Genomic DNA, 23817 nt, shown 5'->3' on the forward strand with positions numbered 1-23817 from the left:
ATCGTAAGGATACGGCCGGACCCGCAGCGTCTCTCCGAGCGCAGACGATTGGCCAGCCGGCAAACGTTCTTTTTTGAAAAAGCGTCCTGCCGAGAAAGTAGACAAACAGAATGATTTATGTGGAGGTTGAGGCCGGTGGCAAGCGAAAATATCGTAATCAAAGGTGCCAGAGCACACAACTTAAAAAACATAGACGTCACGATCCCCCGCGATCGTTTCGTCGTCCTGACGGGCCTGAGCGGTTCGGGCAAGTCTTCGCTCGCGTTCGATACCATTTACGCCGAAGGGCAGCGCCGCTACGTCGAGTCGCTGTCCGCTTACGCGCGGCAGTTCCTGGGCCAGATGGAAAAACCGGACGTCGACTCGATTGACGGACTGTCGCCGGCGATCTCGATCGATCAGAAGACGACGAGCCGCAACCCGCGTTCGACCGTCGGTACCGTTACGGAAATTTACGACTATCTGCGGCTTCTTTTTGCGCGGATCGGCAAGCCCCACTGTCCGGACCACGGTGTGGAGATCACTTCCCAGACCGTCGAGCAGATGGTGGACCGGATCATGCAGTTCCCCGAGAAGACCCGGCTGCAGATTCTGGCTCCCGTTATCGCGGGCAAAAAAGGCGAGCACAAAAGCCTGTTCACCGAAATCTCCAAGCAGGGCTTCGTCCGTGTCCGAGTCGATGGCGAACTGCGCGATCTGTCGGAGACTATCGAGCTGGAGAAAAACAAGAAGCACACGATCGAGATCGTCGTCGACCGGATCGTGATCAAGGAAGACGTTCAGACCCGTCTGGCCGATTCGATCGAGACGGCGCTGAAGCTGTCCGGCGGTCAGCTGCTGGTCGATATCATGGGCCAGGAAGAGCTGAGATTCAGTTCCAATTTCGCCTGCCCGATCTGCGGATTCAGTATGGACGAGCTGGCGCCGCGCATGTTCTCGTTCAACAGCCCGTTCGGCGCCTGCCCGGACTGTGACGGACTTGGCGTCAAGATGGTGGTCGATCCGGAACTGCTGGTGCCGGACGAACGCAAATCGATCGAAGACGGCGCTTTTACCGCCTGGAGCGGAGGCTTGTCCAATTATTATCCGCAGTTCCTCGCCGCCATGTGCGAACATTACAAGATTCCGACCAACGTGCCGGTATCCGAGCTGACTGCGGAACAAACGAACAAGATTCTGTACGGAACCGACGGCCAGAAAGTCAAATTCCGCTATGAAGGCGACTTCGGCCGCAGCAAAGAAGTTACGGTAGCATTCGAAGGCATCATTCCGAACCTGGAACGCCGCTACCGGGACACTTCATCCGAGAGCATGCGCGAATACATCGAAGGCTTCATGGGCACCAAACCGTGCGGTACCTGCAAAGGCCAGCGTCTGAAGCGCGAGATTCTGGCAGTGACCGTGGGCGGAGTCAGTATCTCGCATGTGACCGATCTGTCGATCTCCAAAGCGACGGAATTCTTCAACGAACTCGAATTGAGCGAAAAAGAACGTTCGATCGCAAACCTGATTCTCAAAGAAGTCTGCAGCCGGCTCGGCTTCCTCGAAAATGTCGGCTTGACGTACCTGACGCTCAGCCGCGCGGCCGGCACGCTCTCCGGCGGCGAAGCGCAGCGGATCCGTTTGGCCACGCAGATCGGTTCGAGCTTGATGGGCGTGCTCTATATTCTCGACGAGCCGAGTATCGGCCTGCATCAGCGGGACAACGACCGTCTGATCAAGACGCTGCTGCATATGCGTGATCTCGGCAACACGCTGATCGTGGTCGAACATGACGAAGACACGATGATGGCGAGCGACTATATTATCGATATCGGTCCGGGAGCCGGCGTACACGGCGGCCGGATTATCGCGGAAGGCACGCCGCAGGAAGTGATGGACAATCCGGACTCCCTGACGGGGCAGTATTTGAGCGGGCGCCGCTTTATTCCCGTTCCTTTGAGCCGCCGCAAGCCGGGCGAGCGCTGGCTGGAAATTCGCGGGGCGAAAGAAAATAACCTGAACAACGTTAATGTGAAGGTGCCGATCGGCCTGTTCACGGCGGTCACCGGCGTATCGGGTTCCGGCAAGTCTTCTCTCGTCAACGGCGTGCTGCACAAAGCTCTGGCCCGCGACCTGAACCGTGCGCGCGTCAAACCGGGCAAGCATAAGGAAATCCGCGGCATGGAGCATGTGGACAAGGTGGTCGAAGTCGACCAGTCGCCGATCGGCCGTACGCCGCGCTCCAACCCGGCGACCTACACCGGCGTATTCGACAACATTCGGGATCTATTTGCGACGACAAACGAAGCCAAAGTGCGCGGTTACCAGAAAGGCCGTTTCAGTTTCAATACGAAGGGCGGCCGCTGCGAAGCATGCAAAGGCGACGGCATTATCAAGATCGAGATGCACTTCCTGCCGGATATCTACGTTCCGTGCGAAGTGTGCAAAGGCAAGCGGTACAACCGCGAAACGCTGGAAGTCAAATACAAGAGCAAGAATATCGCCGACGTCCTGGAAATGACGATCGAAGACGCGGTCGAATTTTTCCAGAACGTGCCGAAGATCAGCCGCAAGCTGCAAACCCTGCTTGACGTGGGTCTTGGCTACGTCAAAATGGGCCAGCCTGCCACCACGCTGTCCGGCGGCGAAGCGCAGCGCGTGAAGCTTGCTTCCGAACTGCACCGCCGCAGCACCGGCAAAACGATCTATATCCTCGACGAGCCGACCACGGGCCTGCATGTGGACGATATCGACCGCCTGCTGAACGTGCTGCACCGCCTGGTCGAATCGGGTGATACGGTACTCGTGATCGAACACAATCTCGACGTCATCAAGACGGCCGACCACCTGATCGACATGGGACCGGAAGGCGGAAGCGGCGGCGGCGATGTGGTCGCATCCGGCACGCCGGAGCAGGTCGCCAAAGTGAAAGGTTCGTATACCGGCCATTATCTGGCGCCGGTCCTTGAACGGGATACCGAACGTACCCGTCTGGAGAATGCGCCGGACCGCGAGACGGCCGACAAATAATAAGCGGAACGCGAATATTGGCCCGAAAGCGGCCGCCTTTGGGGCGGCCGCTTTCTTTTTTTGAATTTGCCCAACTTGTATAAAAATAGCTTCATTTTTTCTAAAAGATGGAATAGAGTGAAGAAAGAGAGTAACGAAGCTCTACACGATATAAAACGATCCGGCCGGGCCTGGTCAAATCCCGCTTTTTGATATGCAAAAGGCGGAGTTTGTTCTGCGGCTGCCGCCCTGCGGATCGGTTAAATCGGGAATGATTATGCCGGAATCCGGACATGCGAAGAAAGAGGGTTGTCGACGGAATGAGAAAAACGGGAACGAAAGCGGCGTGTCTGCTGCTGTCAGGAGCAATCGGAATCGGAGGCTTCGGTCTGTTCGCCCAAACGGAAACCGCCGCGGCAGCTGCCGCAAAGCCGTCCGGCTCGGCTTACGCCAAAACGGTTCCGCAGATTATTGCGCAGGTATCGCCTTCGGTAGTGGGGATTACGGGCGAGGTACCGGTCGATCACTCGGAAGAGTGGGGACTTGAAGAAGGCACGGAAGAAGCGGAAGGGCATGACCGGGCACACGGATCGGGCGTCATTATCCGTTCGGACGGCTGGATCGTGACCAATGCGCATGTGGTCGAAGATATGCAGAATATCCAGGTGGTCACGTCGGAAGGCAAGTCTTACAAAGTCCGCACCGTATACAGCGATCCGATCAGCGACGTGGCCCTGATCCGAATCAACGTGAAAGGCTTCAAACCTGCGAGATTCGTGTCGGCTCAAAAAACGACGCTCGTCGGCGAGCAGGTGATCGCGATCGGCACGCCGGTATCCTTATCGCTGCGCAACTCGGCAACGGTCGGAATCGTCAGCGGTCTTAACCGCGCCGCCGGAGCGGAGTACCGGTTGATCCAGACGGATGCGACAATCAACCCGGGCAACAGCGGAGGTCCGCTGGTCAATATGCAGGGCGAGATCATCGGAATCAATTCGATGAAATTTGCGGCGGTCGATATCGACAATACCGGCTTTACGATTCCTGCGGCTACCGTTCAGTATATCGTGCACCAATTGTTCGCCAAAGGGGAAGTGGTGCGTGCCGGCTTGGGACTCCACCTGGAAGAAAGCTTCTCCGCGATGGTCGGTCTGCCTTCGGAAGATCCGTTGACCGTGACGGAAGTGATCTCCAAAGAAGCGGAAGCCGCCGGCGTCCAAGAAGGCGATGTGCTGTACAGCGTTGCCGGTCACCGGATTACGGCTGTGGTTGACCTGAACGAGCTGATGAAATCCTATGTACCCGGGCAAAAGGTCAAGGTGCTGATGCAGTCCGGCGGGGATATCGTGGAACGCAGCATCAAATTGACGAACGAATGAGATACGGTCTGCGCACGGCGAATCTGCCGGCAGGACGCGAAGAAAAAAGAGGGGGAGAGCGAGTGAGACTGGCAAAACAGGGTATGGCGCTTCTGTTCGTTCTGCTGCTGTCGATCGGAACATCCTTATCGGCTTTGGCGGCCGAATCGGTCACTTTGACACTGGAAGTTCAGATCGGAAGTACATCGGCGCTCGTGAACGGAGAGAAGACCAAGATAGAAAAGCCGTATACGCAAAACGGAACGGTCATGGTACCGCTTGGCGTATTCCAGCGCGCATTTGGTACGAAAAGCCGGCTTGAAGGCGAAGATGTGGTTCGCCTGTCCTACGGTTCCAAAGCGGCGACGTTCACGATCGGCAGCAAGACGGCCTGGGTAAACGGCAGCAAATCGGCTTTGGCCGCTGCACCCGTAATGAAAAACGGTACCCTTATGGTCCCTCTGCGTCCGGTAACGGACATGTTGGGCGCCGCAGTCAAAGTGGCTTCCGGCAAAATTGTCGTTACGCTGAAATCGGATAACGGAATTCCGGGACAGAAGCCTGTCAAAGGCGACGAAGAAGGCCTTTCCGGACGGGTCGGCAGCAGCTATGCGGGCTGGTCGATCGATTATCCGGAAAATGCGACAGCCGAGTTGGGAGACAATGAATTCTCGGCTATACTCGGTGACCCGGACGGCACTTATATGCTTCAAATTCATGTCTGGGAAGAAGACGCGTCCGTTTCGGTACCGCTCTCCGATGTTCTGGAGCAGTTGGAACAAGAAGCGCTGGAATCCGGCGAAACGGTCGTGGACCGGGAAACGTTCCCGAATGCCATACTGCCTTATGCCCGCCTGATTACGCGGGACTTGGACGGTCTGTATTGGGAAGCCCGCCGCTATTACGATCAAGGGCGCGTGTATACCCTGTACCTCGGCGATTCGCTGGTCGAAGATTATCGGGAGCTTGAAGAACGTGCCGAACTTCTGGACTCGTTCCGTCCTTCTTTTGCAACGCCGGGAATCAAGACCGAAGACCTGTCGACGATCAAAGACGGACAGGTGTCGGCCGCTTCGTCGGATTACGGAGTGACGCTGAAACTGCCGGCCGAGTGGATTCCGACAGACACAGGTCAATTCGAGTACGCTGCGGAAGACGGTTCTTCCCTGTCGCTGCAGGTTACTTCAGCTGCCGCAGGAGAAACGCTGCAAGACTGGCATACACTTCTGCAGAGCCGGATGGATGAACTGTTCGTCACCGGAAAGGCCAAGCCGATCGTCAGCGAACCGCTGAAGGCTGCCGGGGTGGACGGACGCCTGGAGAAGCTCACGTATCAGCTGGGTACCGAGGAGTATCACTGGAACTGGCTCGTGCTGCAGCAGGAAGGATACTTCTACATTTTGCGTTATTCGGCTCCGGCCGAAGCGTACAAGGAACAAACCTTCCGCCGGATCATCGGCTCGCTCGATATCGACTTCGATACGGTCGCTTCTTCTTTTGGGAAGCTCGGTCAAATCTCGTACCTCAAAGACAAATCGTTGAACGTCACCAAGAGCACGACGGATTTCCAAATCAGCGTTCCGGCTTACTGGACCAGTATTCCCGGAAGCGGCGTGCAGCCCGAGCTGCGCTACTCCCTTCCCGGCGGTTCCCTGTCCCTGACCCTGATCGGCGAAGGTGTCGAAGCGGCAGCCGCCAAAGCGGCCCGGGGTTACGCCGATTTGAAGCTGGATGATCCGACGATGTCCGTGGAACCGCCGCAGCGGACTTTGTTTGCGGGAGCTCCCGCTGTTCGTCTGGCCTATACGGGAACGGACGGCAGCCCTTATCAGGCAGAAGACATTTATTTCCGCCACGGAAACAGCACCTACTGGATGCACACTCAGCTGGATCAAGCGATGGCGACCCCGCAGCAGTTGGACGGCATCAAGCGGGCGCTTCAATCGTTTAAATTCCTTAAGTAAAGAATGGCGTCTGCATGCGGATGGAGATAGACCGGCTCGGGATTTTCGGGGTTCGGTCTATTTTTTTGCGACAATCGATGATCAAAAGGAGTTTTGCCGAATGGAACCTTCGCTTTTGGAAAAAATCGAGTTGGCTTTTCATTATAACGATGCGACGTGGCATAACGTTTTTCTGACCCTTGTGTATCTGCTGGTCGGTATCGCGGTTGTTGTGGCGCTTATTCCGCTGGTTCGTCCGCTGTTTGGCAGCTTGGACCATAACCGGCCGCGTCGGCATCCGCTGCGAAGTTTCGCGCTCCGCAGTATCGTCGGGCTGGTTCTGCTTGCTTTCCCGCTGGCGCTGTTTTTGCTGCTGTCCGTGATTCTTCTGGGGGCGGGGAACGCGCGTGTCATTTCGGATCCGGTAAGCTATGAGCAGTCCGGCAGACCGGTCTCGGTGATGCTGGTCGACAAGTTCCTGGCCAATACGATAGAGAACGGAACAGTCAGCGGGACAAGCCAAGCCTATGCGTATGCGATCGATACCGAATCCGGTACTCCGATCTGGAAAACGGGAATCGGCAGCGCGTACGAACCGGTTCTGCTTGGGCAGACTCCGGAACGAATCGTTTTGTGCGACGGCGCAGGGCTGACGGTTCTCGGCAAAGCGGAAGGGGAGAAGCTGGCGGACCGGACCACGTTGGAACAAGCCAATGTGGCGCTGCAGGGCATATTCCCGGAAGATCCTCAAAGTTATGCCTGGGACGATAAAAACGGGCGGGCCGTCATGCGGGGACTGGATGGAGCCTTGTATGCGGTCGATCCCGATACGCTGCAGGGCGAGGTTCTTGACGGTGAGGATCCCGCCGCGTATTTCGATGAATCCGCAGCGCCTCAAACCGATTCCGGGCGCGAACGTCTTGGGTTGATTCGTTCCAAGGCCGACCCGGAATCCTATCTGTCTTTTCTTAATGAGCAGCAGGCGGAAGCCTTGAAGCAAGGCACTTTCGGCAGCGGCGGGTCGGCTCCTGCAAGCGGAGCGGCCGCAGATCCGCGCAAACGGATCTATGCAGGCCAACCGCCGCGTACAGGTGCAGCATCCGCAGCGGAGTGGACACCTGTAGGGGAGTCTGTTTTTTTGAACGGCGGCTTTTTGATCGGGAAAGAGTCTCCTGACGACCCTTCTTCCGATCCGTACCGGATCAGCGAATTCCCCTCGTACGACAGCCTTGTTCAAGCGCCGGATCTTCCGGATCTTCAGGTGTCTCACCGCAAGAATCGGGAAGCGTACGAGCAGACTGCCCGTGAGCTGTTGGCGTTGAACGGAGCGTCCGAAGGGCCGCCGTTTCGTTATGCCGATCCGGAGAGCGGGAAAGACCGGCTGCTGATTGTACACGACGCGGCGGCAGCGGACAATCCGAATCTCCTGCTCAGTGCTTTTGATCCCGAGAAAGGCAGCCTGCTATGGACCGCGGATACCCGATTGAAATCGATTGACGGGTTCAGTCTTTCCGGAGGGATGCTGGCCGTCGAAGGGCGAGCCGCACAGGAGAGTTCCTATCTGATCCTGCTCTCGCTGACAGACGGGCATTCCGCAGGGTATGATTTTCAATATGATCGAATCCTGGGGTTTTGAGCCGGGTATGTTCAAAGGGTTGGCAAAGATAGACGAGAGATACGCGGATTATGCCGGCGTGTCTCTTTTTTTGTTAGCTGACAAGCAATAAGCCCTGTCAAAGAGACCTCGACTCTGCTACAATAGATAAGTTAAAAATTAAGATATGACGCCGATTCGGACGATATAAACTTCGACTAACACAAGCGGCTCAACGGGGAAAAGAACGGGATTCCCGAAGCGGTGCGCAGGAGGATACAGATAAATGGATACACGGACAATTACAAGACGCGACGTCGAACTGCTGGCCCCGGCCGGCGATTGGGACTGCATGCGCGCGGCCGTTGCGAACGGCGCGGACGCGGTCTTTTTCGGCGTCGAGAAATTCAATGCACGGGCACGGGCCAACAACTTCCGGATGGACGAACTGCCGGAGATCATGGGTTTCCTGCACAGCTACGGGGTTAAAGGCTTCCTGACGTTCAACATCCTCGTCTTCGAAAATGAACTGGAAGATGCGCGCGGGCTGATCGATGCCTGTGTAGTCGCCGGAGTGGACGCGGTAATCGTACAGGATCTGGGCCTGGTCAAAATGATCCGCGAGATCTCGCCGGATTTCCCGATTCACGGTTCGACGCAGATGACCATCACGTCGCCGGAAGCGGTCGAATTTACGAAGCCTTTTAACATGGAACGGGTCGTATTGGGCCGGGAGAACAACCTCAAGCAGATTCGCAAGATCGGCGATCAGGCCAAGCTGCCGATGGAAGTGTTCGTGCACGGGGCGCTGTGCGTCTCGTATTCGGGTCAATGCCTGACGTCGGAAATGTGGGGCGGGCGTTCCGCCAACCGCGGCGAATGCGCGCAGGCCTGCCGTCTGCCGTACGATCTGATGGTCGACGGGGAACATAAGCCGATGGGCGATATCGCCTACCTGCTGTCGCCCAAAGACCTTGCGGCGATCGATATTATGCCGGAGCTGATCGAAGCGGGCGTGACGTCGTTCAAGATCGAAGGCCGTCTCAAAACACCGGAATATGTCGCGAACGTGGTCAGCAAGTACAATGCCGCCATCAACCGCTACTTCGACGGCGACGATGCCAAGCCTTCGGAAGCGGAAGTGCGCGAACTGCAGCAGAGCTTCTCGCGTGGTCTGACGCACGGCTTCCTGGACGGCACGAACAACAAACAGCTCGTGGAAGGTACCTTCCCGAAGAGCCGCGGCGTCTACCTCGGCCGGGTCGAGCAGATTCTGCGCGACGGTGTCGTCTGCCGGATCGAAGCTCCGCTCAAGCGCGGTGACGGCATCGTGTTCGACGCCGGAGATCCGACGAAGAAAGAAGAAGGCGGACGCGTGTACGACGTGCGCCGCAAAGGCGTGAAGCTGGAAGGCGAAGCGGATCAGGGCTGGGTCATCGATATCGTGCCGGGTCGCAATGACGTCGATCTGCGCCGTCTGCATGTGGGCGATCGGATCTGGAAAACGAACGATCCCGCGCTCGACCGCCGTCTGCGTCAAACGTACGAAACGGACAAGCCTTACCGGGTATTCCCGCTGGCCGTGAAAGTCACGGGCAATCCGGGGCAGCCGCTCGTCTCCGTCTGGACCGATCTGGACAAAGGCACGACGGTGCGCGTCGAATCCGAGATGGAGCTTGAGATCGCCAAGAAGCGCCCGCTCGGCTATGAAATTCTGGAAGAACAGTTCGGCCGCCTCGGCGGTACCGTCTACCAGCTCGAAGAGCTGGACGTGCAGCTGCACGGCGACGTGATCGTACCGATGCGCGAACTGAACGCCATGCGCCGCCGCGCGGTCGACGAACTGGCCGGCGAGCGTCCGAAGCCGCCCGTCTACGTGCAGCGCGATATCGCCGTCTACGGCGATTCCAAACAGCCTGCGCAGCCGATGGAGCGTTCCGAGGCCCGCCTCACGGCGCTGTGCCGGAGCCTGCCGCAGGTCGAAGCGGCACTGGAAGCCGGCGTGGGCATGATCTACGCCGACTTCGAGTTCATCAAGCAGTTCCCGGCGGCTGTCGCAGCCGTACGGGCGGCCGGCAAGCGGATCGCGCTGGCAACGCCGCGGATCCACATGCCGGGCGAGAACGGCTACCATGCGAATATTCTTCGCCTGGAGCCGGATGCCGTGCTCGTCCGCAATACAGGGGCCCTGTATTACTACCTGCGCCACCGCCAAGAGAATCCGGATAAGAACCATCCGGAACTGATCGGCGACTTCTCGCTCAACGTGGCGAACCACAAAGCCGTCGACCTGTTCCTCGAAGCCGGTCTCGACCGCGTGACGCCGTCGTACGACCTGAACATCCAGCAGATGGTCGATCTGCTCGGACGTTCGCAGACGGGCAAGATGGAGATTGTCATCCATCAGCATATGCCGATGTTCCATACCGAGCACTGCGTCTACTGCACGTTCATGAGCGAAGGCACCGACTTCACGAACTGCGGCCGCCCGTGCGAAGAACAGCGTGCGTCGCTGCGCGACCGGATCGGCATGTCCCACCCGGTCCGCGTCGACGAAGGCTGCCGCAATACCGTCTACAACGCCATTGAGCAGTCCGGCGCCGAATACCTGAACGAATTCCTGAACGCCGGCGTTCCAAGCTACCGGATCGAGTTCCTCGAAGAAACGCCGGAGCAGGTGCATGAGGTCCTTGACCTCTACACCCGCGCCCTGAACGGCCAGATCAGCGGTTCCGAAGTGTGGCGCAAGCTGAAAGCGACGAATCAGCTGGGCGTGACGAGAGGGCAGTTGGTGAAGTAGGAAACGGACTTTCCTGAATAGAGAGGCCCAAAGGGCAAAGCACACAAAAAGACGTTCCGCAGCCTAGATGCGGAACGTCTTTTTGATTCGTTTAAGATGCTGTAACTTCATGGCCGCCGTTTTCTCCGTCTGTCCGCTCAGGTACATGGCTTTGCCTGCATTCAGTGTGATCGCAGGAGTCACGGCGAATTCGCGGCCCTGCATTTGGCCTTCCGGCAGCGCATTGAGGTGTTCGACGTTGGCCAGCATATGCCGATAAGCAGGTTAAAGCTGCTTTGGTTATCTTTTTTGGAGATGACGGATTATAAAATGAAGTGCAATACCTGGAATTGAATACAAAGAGATTCATTACCGGATTCGTGTAGAATGAAGTTACTCTCACACTTTTATAAATAGAAGCAACCATATGCAACACTTGTTCAGCATAACCGAACGTAGCAAACTAGAATGCTTACTCAACCAAAGAGCCAGTGTCAGCCTATCGGCTGGCAGCTTAAAAGTAGTCGTCAACCGATAGCTTAAATACAATGAAACATTGTTCAAAATTAGGCTTGATACACCATGCTCCAAAGTTCTCTTTCTGGTTCCTGAATGTTGCACCTTAAAAGACTCAATCGCTTTCCAATTTTATTGGTTGCGTACAGGTCCTATTCTACCCGAAAGGTTCTAGTGTCCATGTTAAGAGGTGCATTTCCATTCGCACATAAAACATTTTACGCGAAAATAGGAGGGAACTAACCCATGAAACTACTCGTCACCGGCGGAGCCGGCTTTATCGGCAGCAACTTTGTTCTGTATATGCTTCAGCAGCACCGTGATTACGAGATCGTCAACGTGGACGCACTCACTTATGCAGGCAATCTTGAGAACATCAAAGCCATCGAACAAAATCCGAAGCATACGTTCGTCAAAGCCGACATCTGCGATGCCGCCAAGATGGACGAGCTGATCGGGCAGGGCGTCGACATCGTTGTTAACTTTGCCGCAGAGTCGCACGTAGACCGCAGTATTCTGGAGCCGGATGTATTTGTGAAAACGAACGTGCTCGGCACGCAGGCACTGCTCGACGCAGCTAAAAAGCATAACGTAACCAAATTCGTGCAGGTTTCCACCGACGAAGTATACGGAACACTTGGCGAGACCGGTCTGTTCACGGAAGAAACGCCACTGACGCCGAACAGCCCGTACTCCGCTTCCAAAGCGGGCGGCGATCTGCTCGTGCGCGCTTACCAAGAGACGTTCGGACTGCCGGTCAATATTACGCGCTGCTCCAACAACTACGGCCCCTACCAGTTCCCGGAGAAACTGATCCCGCTCATTATCTCCAAAGCGCTGAATGACCAGCCGCTGCCGGTATACGGCGACGGTCTCAATATTCGCGACTGGCTGTACGTGGAAGACCACTGCAGCGCGATCGACCTCGTCATTCACGAAGGGGTGAACGGCGAAGTTTATAATATCGGCGGCAATAACGAGCGGACCAACCTGCATATTATCCGCACGATTCTGGAACAGCTCGGCAAGCCGGAATCGTTGATTACGTATGTGCAGGAGCGTCCGGGCCATGACCGCCGCTACGGTATCGATCCGGCGAAGATCATGACCGAACTGGGCTGGAAGCCGAAGCATAACTTCGAGACTGGTATTCGTGAGACGATCGCTTGGTATCTGGACAATAAGGAATGGTGGACCCGGATTCAATCGGTCAAATACGAGCCGTATTATGCGAAACAGTACAGTCAACGCTTCGAAGGAACGCAATGAAAATACTTGTCGCCCGACCAGGTTCGGTACGTTTATCCGCCGAACGAGTCTGGACGAGCTGCCGCAGTTTTTCAATGTGCTGATGGGCCAGATGAGCGTGGTCGGACCTCGGCCGGAACGCCCGCATTACGTGGAGCTGTTCCGCGAACAGATTCCGAATTACATGCTGAAGCACCATGTGCCGCCCGGAATTACCGGTTACGCCCAATGCGCGGGACTGCGGGGCGACACGTCGATCGAGAAACGGATTGAATACGATCTGTTTTATATCGAGAATTGGACGTTTCTGTTTGATATCCGGCTGGTGTTTATTACGATGTACAAGATGCTGACCGATAAAAACGCGTATTAAAAAACTGCCGCTCTCCCGGATTCAGGAGGGGCGGCAGTTTTTATGTTTGAGGTTACATCCACAAATACCAGATCAACCAGCTCAGGAAAGCGCCAAGCCAGGATACGTTTCCGAATACCGCTACGATCTTGCGTTCGTTCCATCCGTATTTCAGGCTGTAATGATAATGGATCGGGGTCATGCGGAAGATTCTTTTCTTGGTGCGTTTGTAGTAGGCGACCTGGATGATGACCGAGAACTGTTCCGCAAAATAGATAACAAACAGCAGCGGGACCAGGATTTCGACTTTTTCGATGACGGCCATCAGCGAGAGCGAGCCGCCGATGGCAAGCGACCCAGTGTCGCCCATGAAGGCTTTGGCGGGGTACTTGTTGTAGATCAGCAGTCCGAACAAAGCGCCGACCATGACCAGAGAGAACAGTTTGATCGCCGGTTCATCCGAGATGACGAAGAAGAACAGGTAGGTCGGAATAGCGACGATGATCAGCAGTCCGTCCAGGCCGTCGGTGAAGTTGATCGCATTGGCCGAACCGACGATAAACAGCAGCATAATGACAAAATAAACGGCGGCCGGCAGCGTCCAAACGAATCCGCCGGGGAAAGCAATGGTCGGCTCGACACCGAAGCTGTTCATTGCGATCAGCAGCAGCGTAATGGTGAAAGCGAACTGCATGATCAGTTTGGCTTTGCCGGAGATGCCCTGCGGATCCTGGAACGCGGCTTTTTTGAAGTCATCGCTGAAGCCGACGATGCCGAGCAGGATGAACGAAGCAGCCAACAGCCACATCATGGGAGTCGGCTGGGCGATCAGCGCGACGAGCACGCCGACCATGAAGACCATGCCCGCCATAAGCGGCGTACCTTTTTTGGCTTGGTGATCGGGCGGCAGTTCTTTGCGGATCGGCTGCAGCCATCCGATCCGGCGAAGGGTACGAATCCACACCGGCGACAGCAGAGCGACAAGAACAAAAGAGAGAACGGCGGCAATCAATGTGTAAAAATTCATGGTTTTCGGTAATCTCCAATCGGCGTTTCGGATTTTGAAGCGGCTCTATCGGTTAATAATAGACATCAAGGTTATGTAGGACGTTGATACAAACGCTGCAACTCCCTTATTTTAAGCAATTTGCCCGTCCGCCACAAGAGAAGTCGAAGAGAATTTGGCTTTTTCCGATTCCACACGCTAAAATGAAAACAACCGAGCAGCCATAAGGTGAGGCTTCATTCGGGTGAACGGAACCTATGCGGCGGACGATAAGGCGGCTTAAGATCGACCTACATATAGAAGTTTAAATCGCTTAGGAGGAAATCAAAATGACTACACAGAAAATCCGCAAGGCTATTATTCCGGCTGCCGGTCTCGGCACGCGCTTCCTGCCCGCCACCAAGGCGATGCCGAAGGAAATGCTGCCGATCGTCGACAAGCCGACGATTCAGTATATTGTCGAAGAAGCCGTCAAATCGGGTATCGAAGACATTATCATTGTTACCGGCAAAGAAAAACGCGCGATCGAAGATCATTTCGATACGTCGTTTGAACTGGAGCACAATCTCGAAGAGAACGAGAAATGGGCCATGCTCGAAGAAGTGCGCAATGCTTCCAATATGGCCGACATCCATTATATCCGCCAGAAAGAACCGAAAGGTCTGGGCCATGCAATCTGGTGCGCGCGCAAGTTTATCGGCAACGAACCGTTTGCGGTTCTGCTCGGCGACGATATCGTCGAATCCGACACGCCGTGTCTCAAACAGATGCTCGACGTGTTCGACAAACACCAGGCTTCGGTCGTCGGCGTGCAGGAAGTTCCGTGGGAAGATGTATTCCGCTACGGGATCGTGGACAGCGAAGCGATGGAAGGCGAAGACCGCACATTCCGCGCCAAAGGCCTGGTCGAGAAGCCGGACCGTGAAGACGCGCCATCGAATCTGGCCATTATGGGGCGTTACATCCTGACTCCGGAAATCTTTGATATTTTGGAGAATCAGACGGTCGGAGCTGGCGGCGAGATCCAATTGACGGACGCGATCGCCACACTCGGAGAGACGCAGGAAGTTCTGGCCTATAACTTCGAAGGGCAGCGGCACGACGTGGGCGTCAAGCTCGGCTTTATCGAAACGACGATCCATTACGCGCTGCAAAAAGACGAAATGCGCGAGCCTCTGGCCGCTTATATGAAGAAGGCGCTGGCCGAACTCGAAGAAAAGCGTTAAAATAGCACAAACGAGAAGCCCGGCCGTGAGGCCGGGCTTCCTTGTGGCGTTCTAATAGAAGGACGTCCGGTTATCGAGATGTCGATCTACTGACCGTATACCCGATATACGGGAACAAAGGGGAATTGTGCAGTGCCACCGAATCCGAAAGTCTTGTTAATCATTCCTGCGTTCAACGAAGGGGAAAGCATCGGCCCGCTTCTGATTGCCCTGCGGGAGCAGGGTTTGTCGGCGCTGGTCGTGAACGATGGTTCGACCGATGATACGGCCGAAGTGTGCGCCGCGGCCGGCGCGGATATCGTCAGTCTGCCCTGCAATCTGGGCATCGGCGGAGCTGTGCAGACCGGGTATAAATACGCGTATGCGCACGGCTATGAGATTGCGATTCAATTCGACGGCGACGGCCAGCACCGGGCGGAATTTATTCCGGCGCTGATCGCTCCTCTGCTGAGCGGCGAAGCGGACGTTGCGATCGGATCGCGTTATATCGAGAAGGAAGGATTTCAATCAACTTTTCTGCGCCGCGCCGGTATTCGTTATTTCAGCGGCCTGATCCATGTGATCAGCGGACAGACGGTGACGGATCCGACTTCCGGCTTCCGGGCGGTCAATCGGAAGATTATGGCCATGTTCGCCGCCCAGTATCCGACCGATTATCCGGAACCCGAGTCGATCGTGCATGTCCTGCGCCTGGGCGGGCGGATCGTCGAAGTGCCGGTGCTGATGTCGGAACGGGCCGGAGGACGTTCTTCCATCCGCAGCCTGCGTTCCGTTTATTACATGATCAAAGTCTCGTTGGCCATTCTGATCGATGCACTGCGCAGAAGCGGGGCGAAGCACTTATGATTACGCTGAAACTGCAGCTTCTACTGATCGCATTCAGCTTTGCCGTATTTTTCATCTTCGTCAACCGAACAAGGCGTTACAAGTTGGAGCTGAAATATGCGCTGGTCTGGATTTTCCTGAGCACGGCAGGGGTGATCGTATCCATTTTCCCGCAGGTCTTCTTTTTCATTGCGGATGTCATGGGGATCGAAGTGCCGGTCAACGCCGTCTTCCTGCTTGCCGTCTCGTCTATTTTTCTGATTCTGTACAGTATGACCGTATCGCTCTCCAACCATTCCCGCAAACTGCGTACGTTGACCCAGGAGCTGGGATTGATGCATCACCGGATGGAGCAGTTGGAACGCCGACTCGAACGCACGGAAGGAGGGGCGGCGGATGCGGACGAACGATAAGAGTCTGCTGCGCCTGCTCCCGCCGTTTCTGCGTAACCATCTGCTCGATTTTATCAAGTACGGCGTCATCGGTGTATTCGGTACGCTTCTCCAAACCGGAACGCTGCTGCTTTATGTCGAAAAAGGACACGGAGATCCGCTGATCGGCTCGACGCTCGGATTTATTTTGTCGCTGCTGTTCTCGTATGCCGCCAACTCCAGATGGACCTTCAAAGAAAGCTCGAATTCGGCATCCGTGCTGGTCAAATATACCATCGTCTCTTTGACGGGCCTGCTGCTCAATCTGCTGATTTTGTATCTATTCGACCGCGTGCTGGGCTGGTGGTACGGTTACGGCCAGCTGACTTCGATTGTCCTGGTCCCGATTCACAACTTTATTCTGAATAAAGCGTGGGCGTTCCGGACGCCGAAACGGGAAAGAAGGTAACCTTGTTCTCTTTACAAAAAGAAACCCGGCAAACGCGTATCCGTCTCCTGGCGCTTTGTCTGCTCGTTTTTGCGGTGAGCTGCATCGTTTCGCTGGTTTACGGCGATCGGCTGCTGCTCGGCTCTTATGCCAAAATGAACGACGACGATGTCAAGTACGTACAGACCGCCAGGTATCTGCTCGAAACGGGCGTGCTGACCTACAATACCGGCAGCGAACCGTCGACTTTCATTATGCCCTTGTTTCCGCTGATGCTGGCGGGTATCCAATGGATAGCGGGCGATGCCGGAGGTGTAGTGCTGCTTCGAATCGTTCAGGCCGCGTTTCAGGGATTCGGCGTGTATCTGATGTTTGTACTGGCTCGCCGGACCTTTGGCAGCAGCCGGACCGCCATGACAGCCGCGGTACTGCTTGCTATGTATCTGCCCGATTATTTCATTTCCGGTTCGGTGCTGACGGAATCGACTTTTCGGCTGTTTCTGATGCTGACGGTGTGCTTCCTCATCCAAGGCCTGGATAAGCCGGGAGTATGGAATTGGGGGATGTTCGCCGTCTGCTGGACCGCGCTCTGCTATTTCAAACCTCATGCCGCTCTGCTTCCTCTTATTCCGGGAATCTTTTGGCTGATCCGCCGTTATCCGTTTCGCCGAATGCTCGCCTATACCGCGATTATTCTGGGTGTATTCGCCGTACTGATGTCTCCGTGGTGGATCCGCAATGAGGAAGTGTTCGGACGTTTTATCCCGTTTACTGAAGCGGCCGGCAGTCCGTTGATTCTCGGGTCGACCGCGTTCGGACAGGTGCCGGACGGCTTTTACGACAAATACCCCGAATACGGCGGCGATGTCATGAGCGGTTCCGACGACTCGATGGCTCGGGCAGCCGGGCGCATGGTCGCCTACGGGTTCATGCACGAGCCGTTCAAATACCTGGCTTTTTACACGGCGGGGAAGTTTGGCGGATTATACGGTATCGCATATTGGGAGCGGCCGATTCTCGGGATCACCTGGGCCCATTATTTCCCGATCCATGCCGCTTATGTGCTGCTCGGCCTGTACGGCATGTGGCTGGCTTGGAAAAGGAAATGGAGCGCCGCTTCCATCCCATTTGCGGTGCTGGCTTATTTTACGCTGATTTATGTACCTTTTATCGCGATTCCGCGTTACGGTTATCCCAACCTGTTTTTGTTTGCGCTGTTCGCGGCGCCGGCCCTGCTTGCCATTTACGACCGCCGCAGAGCCAAACGGTCGATTTCTTTGGAGAAATCGACCGTGCGCGCAGACGTTTAAATGGAGAATTTGGCGGTTCCGCCTGCTGCGAGCTGAGACCCTTTGCCGTCCCGTCTTCGGGGCGGTTTTTGGTATGAAAAAGGCTTCCGCATGACTGTTCGCATATCATGCGAACAAAGAATTGACACGTCCTTGTACGTAGCATAGACTTATCTTGGAACAGCCTGCCTTCGCCGCTTGAAGAGGCAGGTCGACAAGGCGGATGGAGGAATGGCATTGAGTCAGATATTCGAGACATGGAGACATGTTTTCAAGCTGGATCCGGACCGTGAAGTGTCCGATCAAGATCTGGAGGCAATCTGCCTGTCGGGCAGCGACGCGATTCTGGTCGGCGGCTCGAGCGGCGTGACCTATGAGAATACGGTTGATCTGATGTCGCGTATTCGGCGCTACGAGCTGCCCTGCGCACAGGAGGTCTCGACGCTGGATTCGGTCGTGCCGGGATTCGATCTGTATCTGATCCCGATGATCCTGAATACGGATCGGGCGGAATGGATTACCGGGCATCACCGTTCCGGCCTAGAAAGCTTCGGGGAAGTTATCCCGTGGGATATGCTGGCCGCCGAAGGCTATATTGTGCTGAATCCCGATTCTACCGTTGCGCGCCTAACCGGAGCACAGACGGATCTCGATGCGGCAGCCGCCGCGGCCTGCGCCCGCATGGCCGACAAGCTGATGCGGCTGCCGATCGTCTACGTTGAATACAGCGGCATGTACGGTGACCTTGACCTTGTGCGCGAAGTGCGCCGGGTGACGGGGGAAGCATCCGTCTTCTACGGCGGCGGTGTCCGTGATTACGCATCCGCTTTTGCCGCAGCCGAAGCCGCCGATACGGTTGTCGTCGGCAATATCGTTTACGACGACCTGAATGCCGCTCTTGATACCGTTCGCGGTGTCCGGAGCGCGAAATCGCCAACTTAAGTTTTACTTGAACCCGCATCTTCGTGCGTACATCCGAGCGGTATAGGTGGGCTCTGTATCAAACTATCCCGGAATGCATAATCTTGTGCATTCCTTGTACGCTTTTGTCTCTGCACGTTTAATCTTTTATCCCTACCCAGATGCCAATGCGCAGCGTATTCTCCAAGCGCAATGAAAGGAGCACCACATCATGTTTAACCTCGACGAATCGATCGCCCGCCTGAATCCGCAGCAGCGCAAAGCCGCCCTCAAGACCGAAGGCCCGCTGCTGATCATGGCCGGAGCGGGCAGCGGCAAGACCCGGGTGCTGACCCACCGCATCGCCCACCTCATCCGCGCCAAGAAAAGCGCGCCGTGGGGCATTTTGGCGATTACGTTTACGAACAAAGCCGCCCGCGAGATGCAGGAACGCGTCTCGGCCCTCGTCGGACCCGAAGGCAAGGAGATCTGGGTCTCGACGTTCCACTCGATGTGCGTCCGCATCCTGCGCCGCGATATCGACCGGATCGGATTCTCGTCCAGCTTCTCCATTCTCGACTCCGGCGATCAGCTGTCCGTCATCCGCAACTGTATGAAGGACCTGAACCTCGATACGAAGAAATTCGAACCCAAAGCCGTCCAGGCTCTTGTCAGCGCGGCGAAGAACGAGCTGATTACGCCGAAGATGTACGAGCAGAAGGCCGGCGGCGACTTTATGGAATCCATCGCGGCCAAAGTGTACGGCATGTACCAGAAGCGCCTTCGCAGCAACAACTCGCTCGACTTCGACGACCTGATCATGAAGACGATCGAGCTGTTCAACGAAGTGCCCGAAGTGCTGGATTCCTATCAGAAAAAGTTCCGCTACATCCATGTCGACGAATACCAGGATACCAACCGAGCGCAGTACATGCTGTGCCGCATGCTGGCCGACAAGCATCACCAGATCTGCGTCGTGGGCGACAGCGACCAGTCCATCTACCGGTGGCGCGGCGCCGATATCACGAACATCCTGAATTTCGAGCAGGATTACCCGGAAGCCGAAACGATCCTGCTGGAGCAGAACTATCGCTCTACGGCGAACATCCTGAATGCCGCCAACAGCGTCATCGGGCGCAATACCGGACGCAAGCCTAAGAACCTGTGGACCGATCAGGAAGGCGGCGCCAAGATCCGCGTGTTCCGCGGCAGCACCGAGCATGACGAAGGATACTTCGTCACCGGCGAGATCCACAAGAATATCAAAAAAGGCATGGTCTACAAAGACCACGCCGTCCTGTACCGCACGAACGCCCAGTCCCGGGTCATCGAGGAAATTCTGATCAAGTCCGATATTCCGTACCAGATCGTCGGCGGCATCAAGTTCTACGATCGCAAAGAAATCAAGGATCTGCTCGCCTACCTGCGCCTGCTGTCCAACCCGGACGACGATCTCAGCTTGGTGCGCGTCATCAACGTGCCCAAGCGGGGGATTGGCGATACCAGCGTGGCCAAGCTGGCCGCGGCGGCGACCGAACGGGGCATTTCCATGTTCAAGGTGCTCGAAGTGGTGGACGACCTCGGCTTTGCCGGACGTACACGCAACGCGCTGGTCGAGTTCTACGATATGATCGTCGCCCTGCACCGGATGGTCGATTATTTGTCCGTGACCGAATTGACCGAGAAGATTTTGGAGATGAGCCAATACCGCGTCGAGATGCAAAAAGAAAACACGCTGGAGTCCAAAGCCCGTATCGAGAACATCGACGAGTTCCTGTCCGTTACGCTGGAGTTCGAAGCGCGGACGGAAGAGAAGACGCTGGTCGCGTTCCTGACCGACCTTGCGCTGATTGCCGACATCGATACGGTCAACGACGACGAGAAAGACAAGAATCAAGACGATGCCGTCGTCCTCATGACGATGCACAGCGCCAAAGGCCTGGAGTTCCCGGTCGTGTTCGTTATCGGCATGGAGGAAGGCGTCTTCCCGCACAGCCGGGCTTTCCTCGATAACGACGAACTGGAAGAAGAACGCCGATTGGCTTATGTGGGCATCACCCGGGCGGAAAAGCAGCTGTACCTTTCCTGCGCGCAGATGCGCACGCTGTTTGGCCGTACGACGGCCAATCCGCCTTCCCGTTTCCTGCAGGAGATACCGGAAGAGCTTAAGGAAGATACCGGAGTCAATCCCGACCGGTACCGCCGCGGCGGCGATCCCGACAAAGGCTATGGTAATTCGCGCGGAGGCGGCCGGGGCTTCGGCGGCGGATCGTCGACCGGCGGCTTCGGCCGCGGCGAACGTCCGGCTTCGAGCACCGCGCCTACGGGCATGGGCCGGCCGGCTGTCGCTCCCCGCGGTTCCGGCGTGACCGTCACTCCGGCGGGAGGCAAGCCCGCCGCGCGCAGCACGAACAACACCGGCGCTTTCCAGGTCGGCGACAAAGTCGCGCACGGCAAATGGGGCGAAGGCACCATCGTAGCGATCAAAGGCAGCGGCAACGATACGGAATTGAATATCGCTTTTAAAGCGCCGATCGGCATCAAGCGTCTGTTGGCCGGATTTGCACCGATTACCAAAGTCGAATAAAAAAGGACGGGAAGACTATGGATGCGATGCACGAGATGGAAGGGTTGGTCGAGCAGCTCAACCGCTACAGCTACGAATACTACACGCTGGACCGCCCGACGGTCAGCGACAAGGAATACGATGTGCTTTACGACCGGTTGATCAAGCTGGAGCAGGAGAGCGGCTTCGTTCTTCCGGATTCTCCGACGCTGCGGGTAGGCGGTGAACTGCTCAAAGGTTTTGCGCCCCATCGGCATCTGGCTCCGCTCTGGAGTCTCGACAAAGCGCAGAATGAAGAAGAGCTGGGTACCTGGAATACGCGGACGTTGAAGCTGTGGAACGACTACAACACCAAAAATCCCGAAGATCCGCTGCCGGAATTGGAATACGCGCTGGAGCTGAAGTTTGACGGCCTGACGCTGAATCTGACCTATACGGACGGCAAACTGGTGCAGGCGGCGACGCGCGGCAATGGTACGGTGGGCGAAGGCATTTTGGAACAGGTCAAAACGATCCGTTCCGTGCCGCTGTCCATTCCGTTCAAGGAGGGTACGATCGAGGTGCAGGGCGAAGGGATCATGAATCTGTCCGCGCTGGAGTCGTATAACAAGACCGCGGCAGAACCGCTCAAAAATGCCCGCAATGCCGCGGCCGGCGCACTGCGCAATCTCAATCCCAAAGTAACGGCAAGCCGTAAACTGAGTGCTTTCTTCTATAATATCGGGTACAGCGATGCCAAGACGTTTAGTAGTCACCTGGAGATGATGGACTTTTTGCGGGACAATCATTTCAAAGTGAATCCGTATATTTTCTACTTCAACAAGTTTGAGGACGTCATGGAGCAGCTGCACGACATCGTAAAAAGACGCGGCGATCTCGATTACCTCATCGACGGGGCGGTCATCAAGATCGTTGATGTGCGTACGCGTTCCATTCTCGGCTATACGGGCAAGTTTCCGCGTTGGGCGGTCGCCTACAAGTTCGAAGCCGAGGAGACGACTACCGTCCTGGAGTCCGTATCGTGGGAAGTGGGCCGCACGGGCAAAATCACGCCGATCGCAAGACTCGAAGCGGTGGAGCTTGCCGGTGTAACCGTCAAGAATTGTACGCTTAACAACGTCGGCGATATCGAACGCAAAAACCTCAAGCATGCACTGGGTACCCGGGTCTTTATCCGCCGTTCGAACGATGTCATCCCCGAGATCCTCGGCAAAGTAACGGAAGAAAGCGACGGGGAAGAGATCGTCTATCCGGAAAATTGTCCATCCTGCGGGTTCCCGCTTGTTCAGCGAGGCGCGCATCTGTTCTGCGATAACCGTTTGTCGTGCAAACCTCAGGCAATCGGACGGATTACCCACTTCGCTTCGCGCGATGCGATGGATATCGAGACGTTCAGCATCAAGACGGCGACGCAGCTTTACGATGAACTGAACGTGCGCGAGCCTGCCGAACTGTATGAACTGGAGCAGGAGTCGCTGGTCAAGCTGGAACGGTTTGGGGAGCGCAAAGCCGCCAATCTGATCGAAGCGCTGGAGCAGAGCAAAACACGGGATCTGGCTTCTTTCCTGTTTGGCCTGGGTATTCCGAATACCGGCAAGTCGACGACCAAGATGCTGGCGGAACATTATCGGGATCTCGATAAAGTGATGAACGCCACGGCGGAAGAGCTGATCGAGCTGCCGGACGTAGGCGGGATCGTGGCGGAAAGCATCGTGAGCTTCTTCAACGATCCGTTTATGCGTGCCGGCGTGGAGAAGATGCGTCGTCTAGGGGTGGAACCGACCGTGCCTGCCGCACCTGCAGAAGTGAAAAAGGATTCGTACTTCAGCGGAAAAACGGTTGTTCTGACCGGTACGCTGCATCAACTTACGCGCGATGAGGCGGCCGAACAGTTGGAAGCCTTGGGGGCCAAGGTAACGGGCAGCGTATCCAAAAAAACGGATATCGTGATCGCCGGAGAAAAGGCGGGCAGCAAACTGACCAAGGCACGCGAACTGGGTATCGAAGTGATCGAAGATGAAGACGAGTTAGTACGGCTGCTGAACGAATAACGTCCAGCCTGCTGCTGTAGAAAGAGACCGGACAACCGGTCTTTTTCTTTTCTGTTTAATGAATTGCGAAAAATCCTTGCTTTATTATTAGGCAGGTGTTAAGATACTTCTTGTCGCTTCTGACAGATGCTCAACACCATAAACAACCAGGTTGTGAAACTTGGAAAATAGATGTTGACAACGAGAACGGCAAATGATAAGATATAAAACGTTCGGCAAACAAGTTGTCGATCGCAAGTTCTTTGAAAACTGAACAGTGAGTGAGTCGCGATGGTGAAGATCATCGTGAGAATAAAGGTTCTTGAGCAATCAAGAATCGCCACGTTTTAACGAGCACATGGTGCTTTCTTTTAA

At 55.9% G+C, this 23817-nt stretch carries 16 protein-coding genes and 1 pseudogene; 15 read left to right on the forward strand and 2 right to left on the reverse strand.

What is annotated here, in order from left to right; genetic code table 11:
• The first annotated feature begins 135 nt into the window (after nucleotides 1-135).
• The 5 genes from uvrA to HRQ60_RS18090 all read left to right on the forward strand — a co-directional run bounded on the left by uvrA (nucleotide 136) and on the right by HRQ60_RS18090 (nucleotide 10686).
• Nucleotides 136-3012, forward strand: coding sequence for an excinuclease ABC subunit UvrA (gene uvrA / locus HRQ60_RS18070; RefSeq protein WP_172198364.1), 2877 nt, complete (start codon nucleotides 136-138; stop codon nucleotides 3010-3012).
• 299 nt (nucleotides 3013-3311) lie between these two features.
• The gene (locus tag HRQ60_RS18075) at nucleotides 3312-4370 is read left to right on the forward strand and encodes a S1C family serine protease (protein ID WP_172198367.1); all 1059 of its coding nucleotides are present in this window, start codon (nucleotides 3312-3314) and stop codon (nucleotides 4368-4370) included.
• 62 nt (nucleotides 4371-4432) lie between these two features.
• The gene (locus HRQ60_RS18080) at nucleotides 4433-6313 is read left to right on the forward strand and encodes a stalk domain-containing protein (protein WP_172198370.1); all 1881 of its coding nucleotides are present in this window, start codon (nucleotides 4433-4435) and stop codon (nucleotides 6311-6313) included.
• Nucleotides 6314-6413: 100 nt separating this feature from the next.
• Nucleotides 6414-7928: a PA2928 family protein gene (locus HRQ60_RS18085; protein ID WP_172198373.1), complete on the forward strand. Its 1515-nt coding sequence runs from the start codon at nucleotides 6414-6416 to the stop codon at nucleotides 7926-7928.
• Between the two features lie 244 nt (nucleotides 7929-8172).
• Nucleotides 8173-10686: a U32 family peptidase gene (locus HRQ60_RS18090; RefSeq protein ID WP_172198376.1), complete on the forward strand. Its 2514-nt coding sequence runs from the start codon at nucleotides 8173-8175 to the stop codon at nucleotides 10684-10686.
• 63 nt (nucleotides 10687-10749) lie between these two features.
• Here HRQ60_RS18090 and HRQ60_RS18095 read toward each other — a convergent pair whose 3' ends face one another.
• Nucleotides 10750-10935: a hypothetical protein gene (locus HRQ60_RS18095; protein ID WP_172198379.1), complete on the reverse strand. Its 186-nt coding sequence runs from the start codon at nucleotides 10933-10935 to the stop codon at nucleotides 10750-10752.
• A gap of 492 nt (nucleotides 10936-11427) precedes the next feature.
• On the opposite strand from HRQ60_RS18095, the gene rfbB reads away from it, so the two are divergent.
• Both rfbB and HRQ60_RS18105 read left to right on the forward strand, forming a co-directional pair.
• Nucleotides 11428-12450 carry a dTDP-glucose 4,6-dehydratase gene (gene rfbB, locus HRQ60_RS18100; protein WP_172198382.1) on the forward strand — a complete coding sequence of 341 codons (1023 nt, stop codon included), beginning with the start codon at nucleotides 11428-11430 and terminating at the stop codon, nucleotides 12448-12450.
• Nucleotides 12449-12802: pseudogene (locus HRQ60_RS18105) on the forward strand (sugar transferase); the annotation flags it as partial. The gene rfbB and the pseudogene HRQ60_RS18105, both read left to right, overlap by 2 nt.
• A 52-nt stretch (nucleotides 12803-12854) precedes the next feature.
• Here the strand turns inward: HRQ60_RS18105 and mraY are convergent.
• Entirely contained in the window at nucleotides 12855-13808 is a 954-nt protein-coding gene (gene mraY / locus HRQ60_RS18110; RefSeq protein WP_172198385.1) for a phospho-N-acetylmuramoyl-pentapeptide-transferase, read from the reverse strand.
• Nucleotides 13809-14116: 308 nt separating this feature from the next.
• Between mraY and galU the strand changes: the two genes are divergently transcribed.
• From galU to ligA, 8 genes are all read left to right on the forward strand, one after another.
• Nucleotides 14117-15013 (forward strand): UTP--glucose-1-phosphate uridylyltransferase GalU, encoded by an 897-nt coding sequence (gene galU / locus HRQ60_RS18115; RefSeq protein ID WP_172198388.1) that lies wholly within the window; start codon nucleotides 14117-14119, stop codon nucleotides 15011-15013.
• Between the two features lie 132 nt (nucleotides 15014-15145).
• Nucleotides 15146-15859 carry a glycosyltransferase gene (locus tag HRQ60_RS18120; protein WP_172198392.1) on the forward strand — a complete coding sequence of 238 codons (714 nt, stop codon included), beginning with the start codon at nucleotides 15146-15148 and terminating at the stop codon, nucleotides 15857-15859.
• On the forward strand, nucleotides 15856-16251 hold the full coding sequence (locus tag HRQ60_RS18125) for a DUF2304 domain-containing protein (protein ID WP_172198395.1): 396 nt from the start codon (nucleotides 15856-15858) through the stop codon (nucleotides 16249-16251). The genes HRQ60_RS18120 and HRQ60_RS18125 overlap by 4 nt, the downstream gene beginning before the upstream one ends.
• Complete coding sequence (locus HRQ60_RS18130) at nucleotides 16235-16678, forward strand: GtrA family protein (RefSeq protein ID WP_172198397.1); 444 nt, start codon at nucleotides 16235-16237, stop codon at nucleotides 16676-16678. The genes HRQ60_RS18125 and HRQ60_RS18130 overlap by 17 nt, the downstream gene beginning before the upstream one ends.
• A 2-nt stretch (nucleotides 16679-16680) precedes the next feature.
• The gene (locus HRQ60_RS18135) at nucleotides 16681-17967 is read left to right on the forward strand and encodes an ArnT family glycosyltransferase (RefSeq protein ID WP_172198399.1); all 1287 of its coding nucleotides are present in this window, start codon (nucleotides 16681-16683) and stop codon (nucleotides 17965-17967) included.
• Nucleotides 17968-18183: 216 nt separating this feature from the next.
• Nucleotides 18184-18888, forward strand: coding sequence for a heptaprenylglyceryl phosphate synthase (gene pcrB / locus HRQ60_RS18140; RefSeq protein WP_172198410.1), 705 nt, complete (start codon nucleotides 18184-18186; stop codon nucleotides 18886-18888).
• A 190-nt stretch (nucleotides 18889-19078) separates the two neighbouring features.
• Nucleotides 19079-21433, forward strand: a complete 2355-nt coding sequence (gene pcrA, locus HRQ60_RS18145) for a DNA helicase PcrA (protein ID WP_172198401.1) — start codon at nucleotides 19079-19081, stop codon at nucleotides 21431-21433.
• Between the two features lie 17 nt (nucleotides 21434-21450).
• Nucleotides 21451-23463, forward strand: a complete 2013-nt coding sequence (gene ligA / locus HRQ60_RS18150) for an NAD-dependent DNA ligase LigA (RefSeq protein WP_172198403.1) — start codon at nucleotides 21451-21453, stop codon at nucleotides 23461-23463.
• The last annotated feature ends 354 nt before the right edge of the window (nucleotides 23464-23817 follow it).

It is taken from the genome of Saccharibacillus qingshengii (assembly GCF_013185195.1).
Lineage (GTDB): Bacteria > Bacillota > Bacilli > Paenibacillales > Paenibacillaceae > Saccharibacillus > Saccharibacillus qingshengii.

Bases quoted from the DNA above. Each gene is read 5' to 3' on its own strand.
- pcrA (WP_172198401.1), top strand. From the start codon at position 19,079: ATGTTTAACCTCGACGAATCGATCGCCCGCCTGAATCCGCAGCAGCGC.
- HRQ60_RS18085 (WP_172198373.1), top strand. From the start codon at position 6,414: ATGGAACCTTCGCTTTTGGAAAAAATCGAGTTGGCTTTTCATTATAAC.
- HRQ60_RS18130 (WP_172198397.1), top strand. From the start codon at position 16,235: ATGCGGACGAACGATAAGAGTCTGCTGCGCCTGCTCCCGCCGTTTCTG.
- HRQ60_RS18095 (WP_172198379.1), bottom strand. From the start codon at position 10,935: ATGCTGGCCAACGTCGAACACCTCAATGCGCTGCCGGAAGGCCAAATG.
- HRQ60_RS18090 (WP_172198376.1), top strand. From the start codon at position 8,173: ATGGATACACGGACAATTACAAGACGCGACGTCGAACTGCTGGCCCCG.
- galU (WP_172198388.1), top strand. From the start codon at position 14,117: ATGACTACACAGAAAATCCGCAAGGCTATTATTCCGGCTGCCGGTCTC.
- HRQ60_RS18075 (WP_172198367.1), top strand. From the start codon at position 3,312: ATGAGAAAAACGGGAACGAAAGCGGCGTGTCTGCTGCTGTCAGGAGCA.
- ligA (WP_172198403.1), top strand. From the start codon at position 21,451: ATGGATGCGATGCACGAGATGGAAGGGTTGGTCGAGCAGCTCAACCGC.
- HRQ60_RS18125 (WP_172198395.1), top strand. From the start codon at position 15,856: ATGATTACGCTGAAACTGCAGCTTCTACTGATCGCATTCAGCTTTGCC.
- rfbB (WP_172198382.1), top strand. From the start codon at position 11,428: ATGAAACTACTCGTCACCGGCGGAGCCGGCTTTATCGGCAGCAACTTT.
- mraY (WP_172198385.1), bottom strand. From the start codon at position 13,808: ATGAATTTTTACACATTGATTGCCGCCGTTCTCTCTTTTGTTCTTGTC.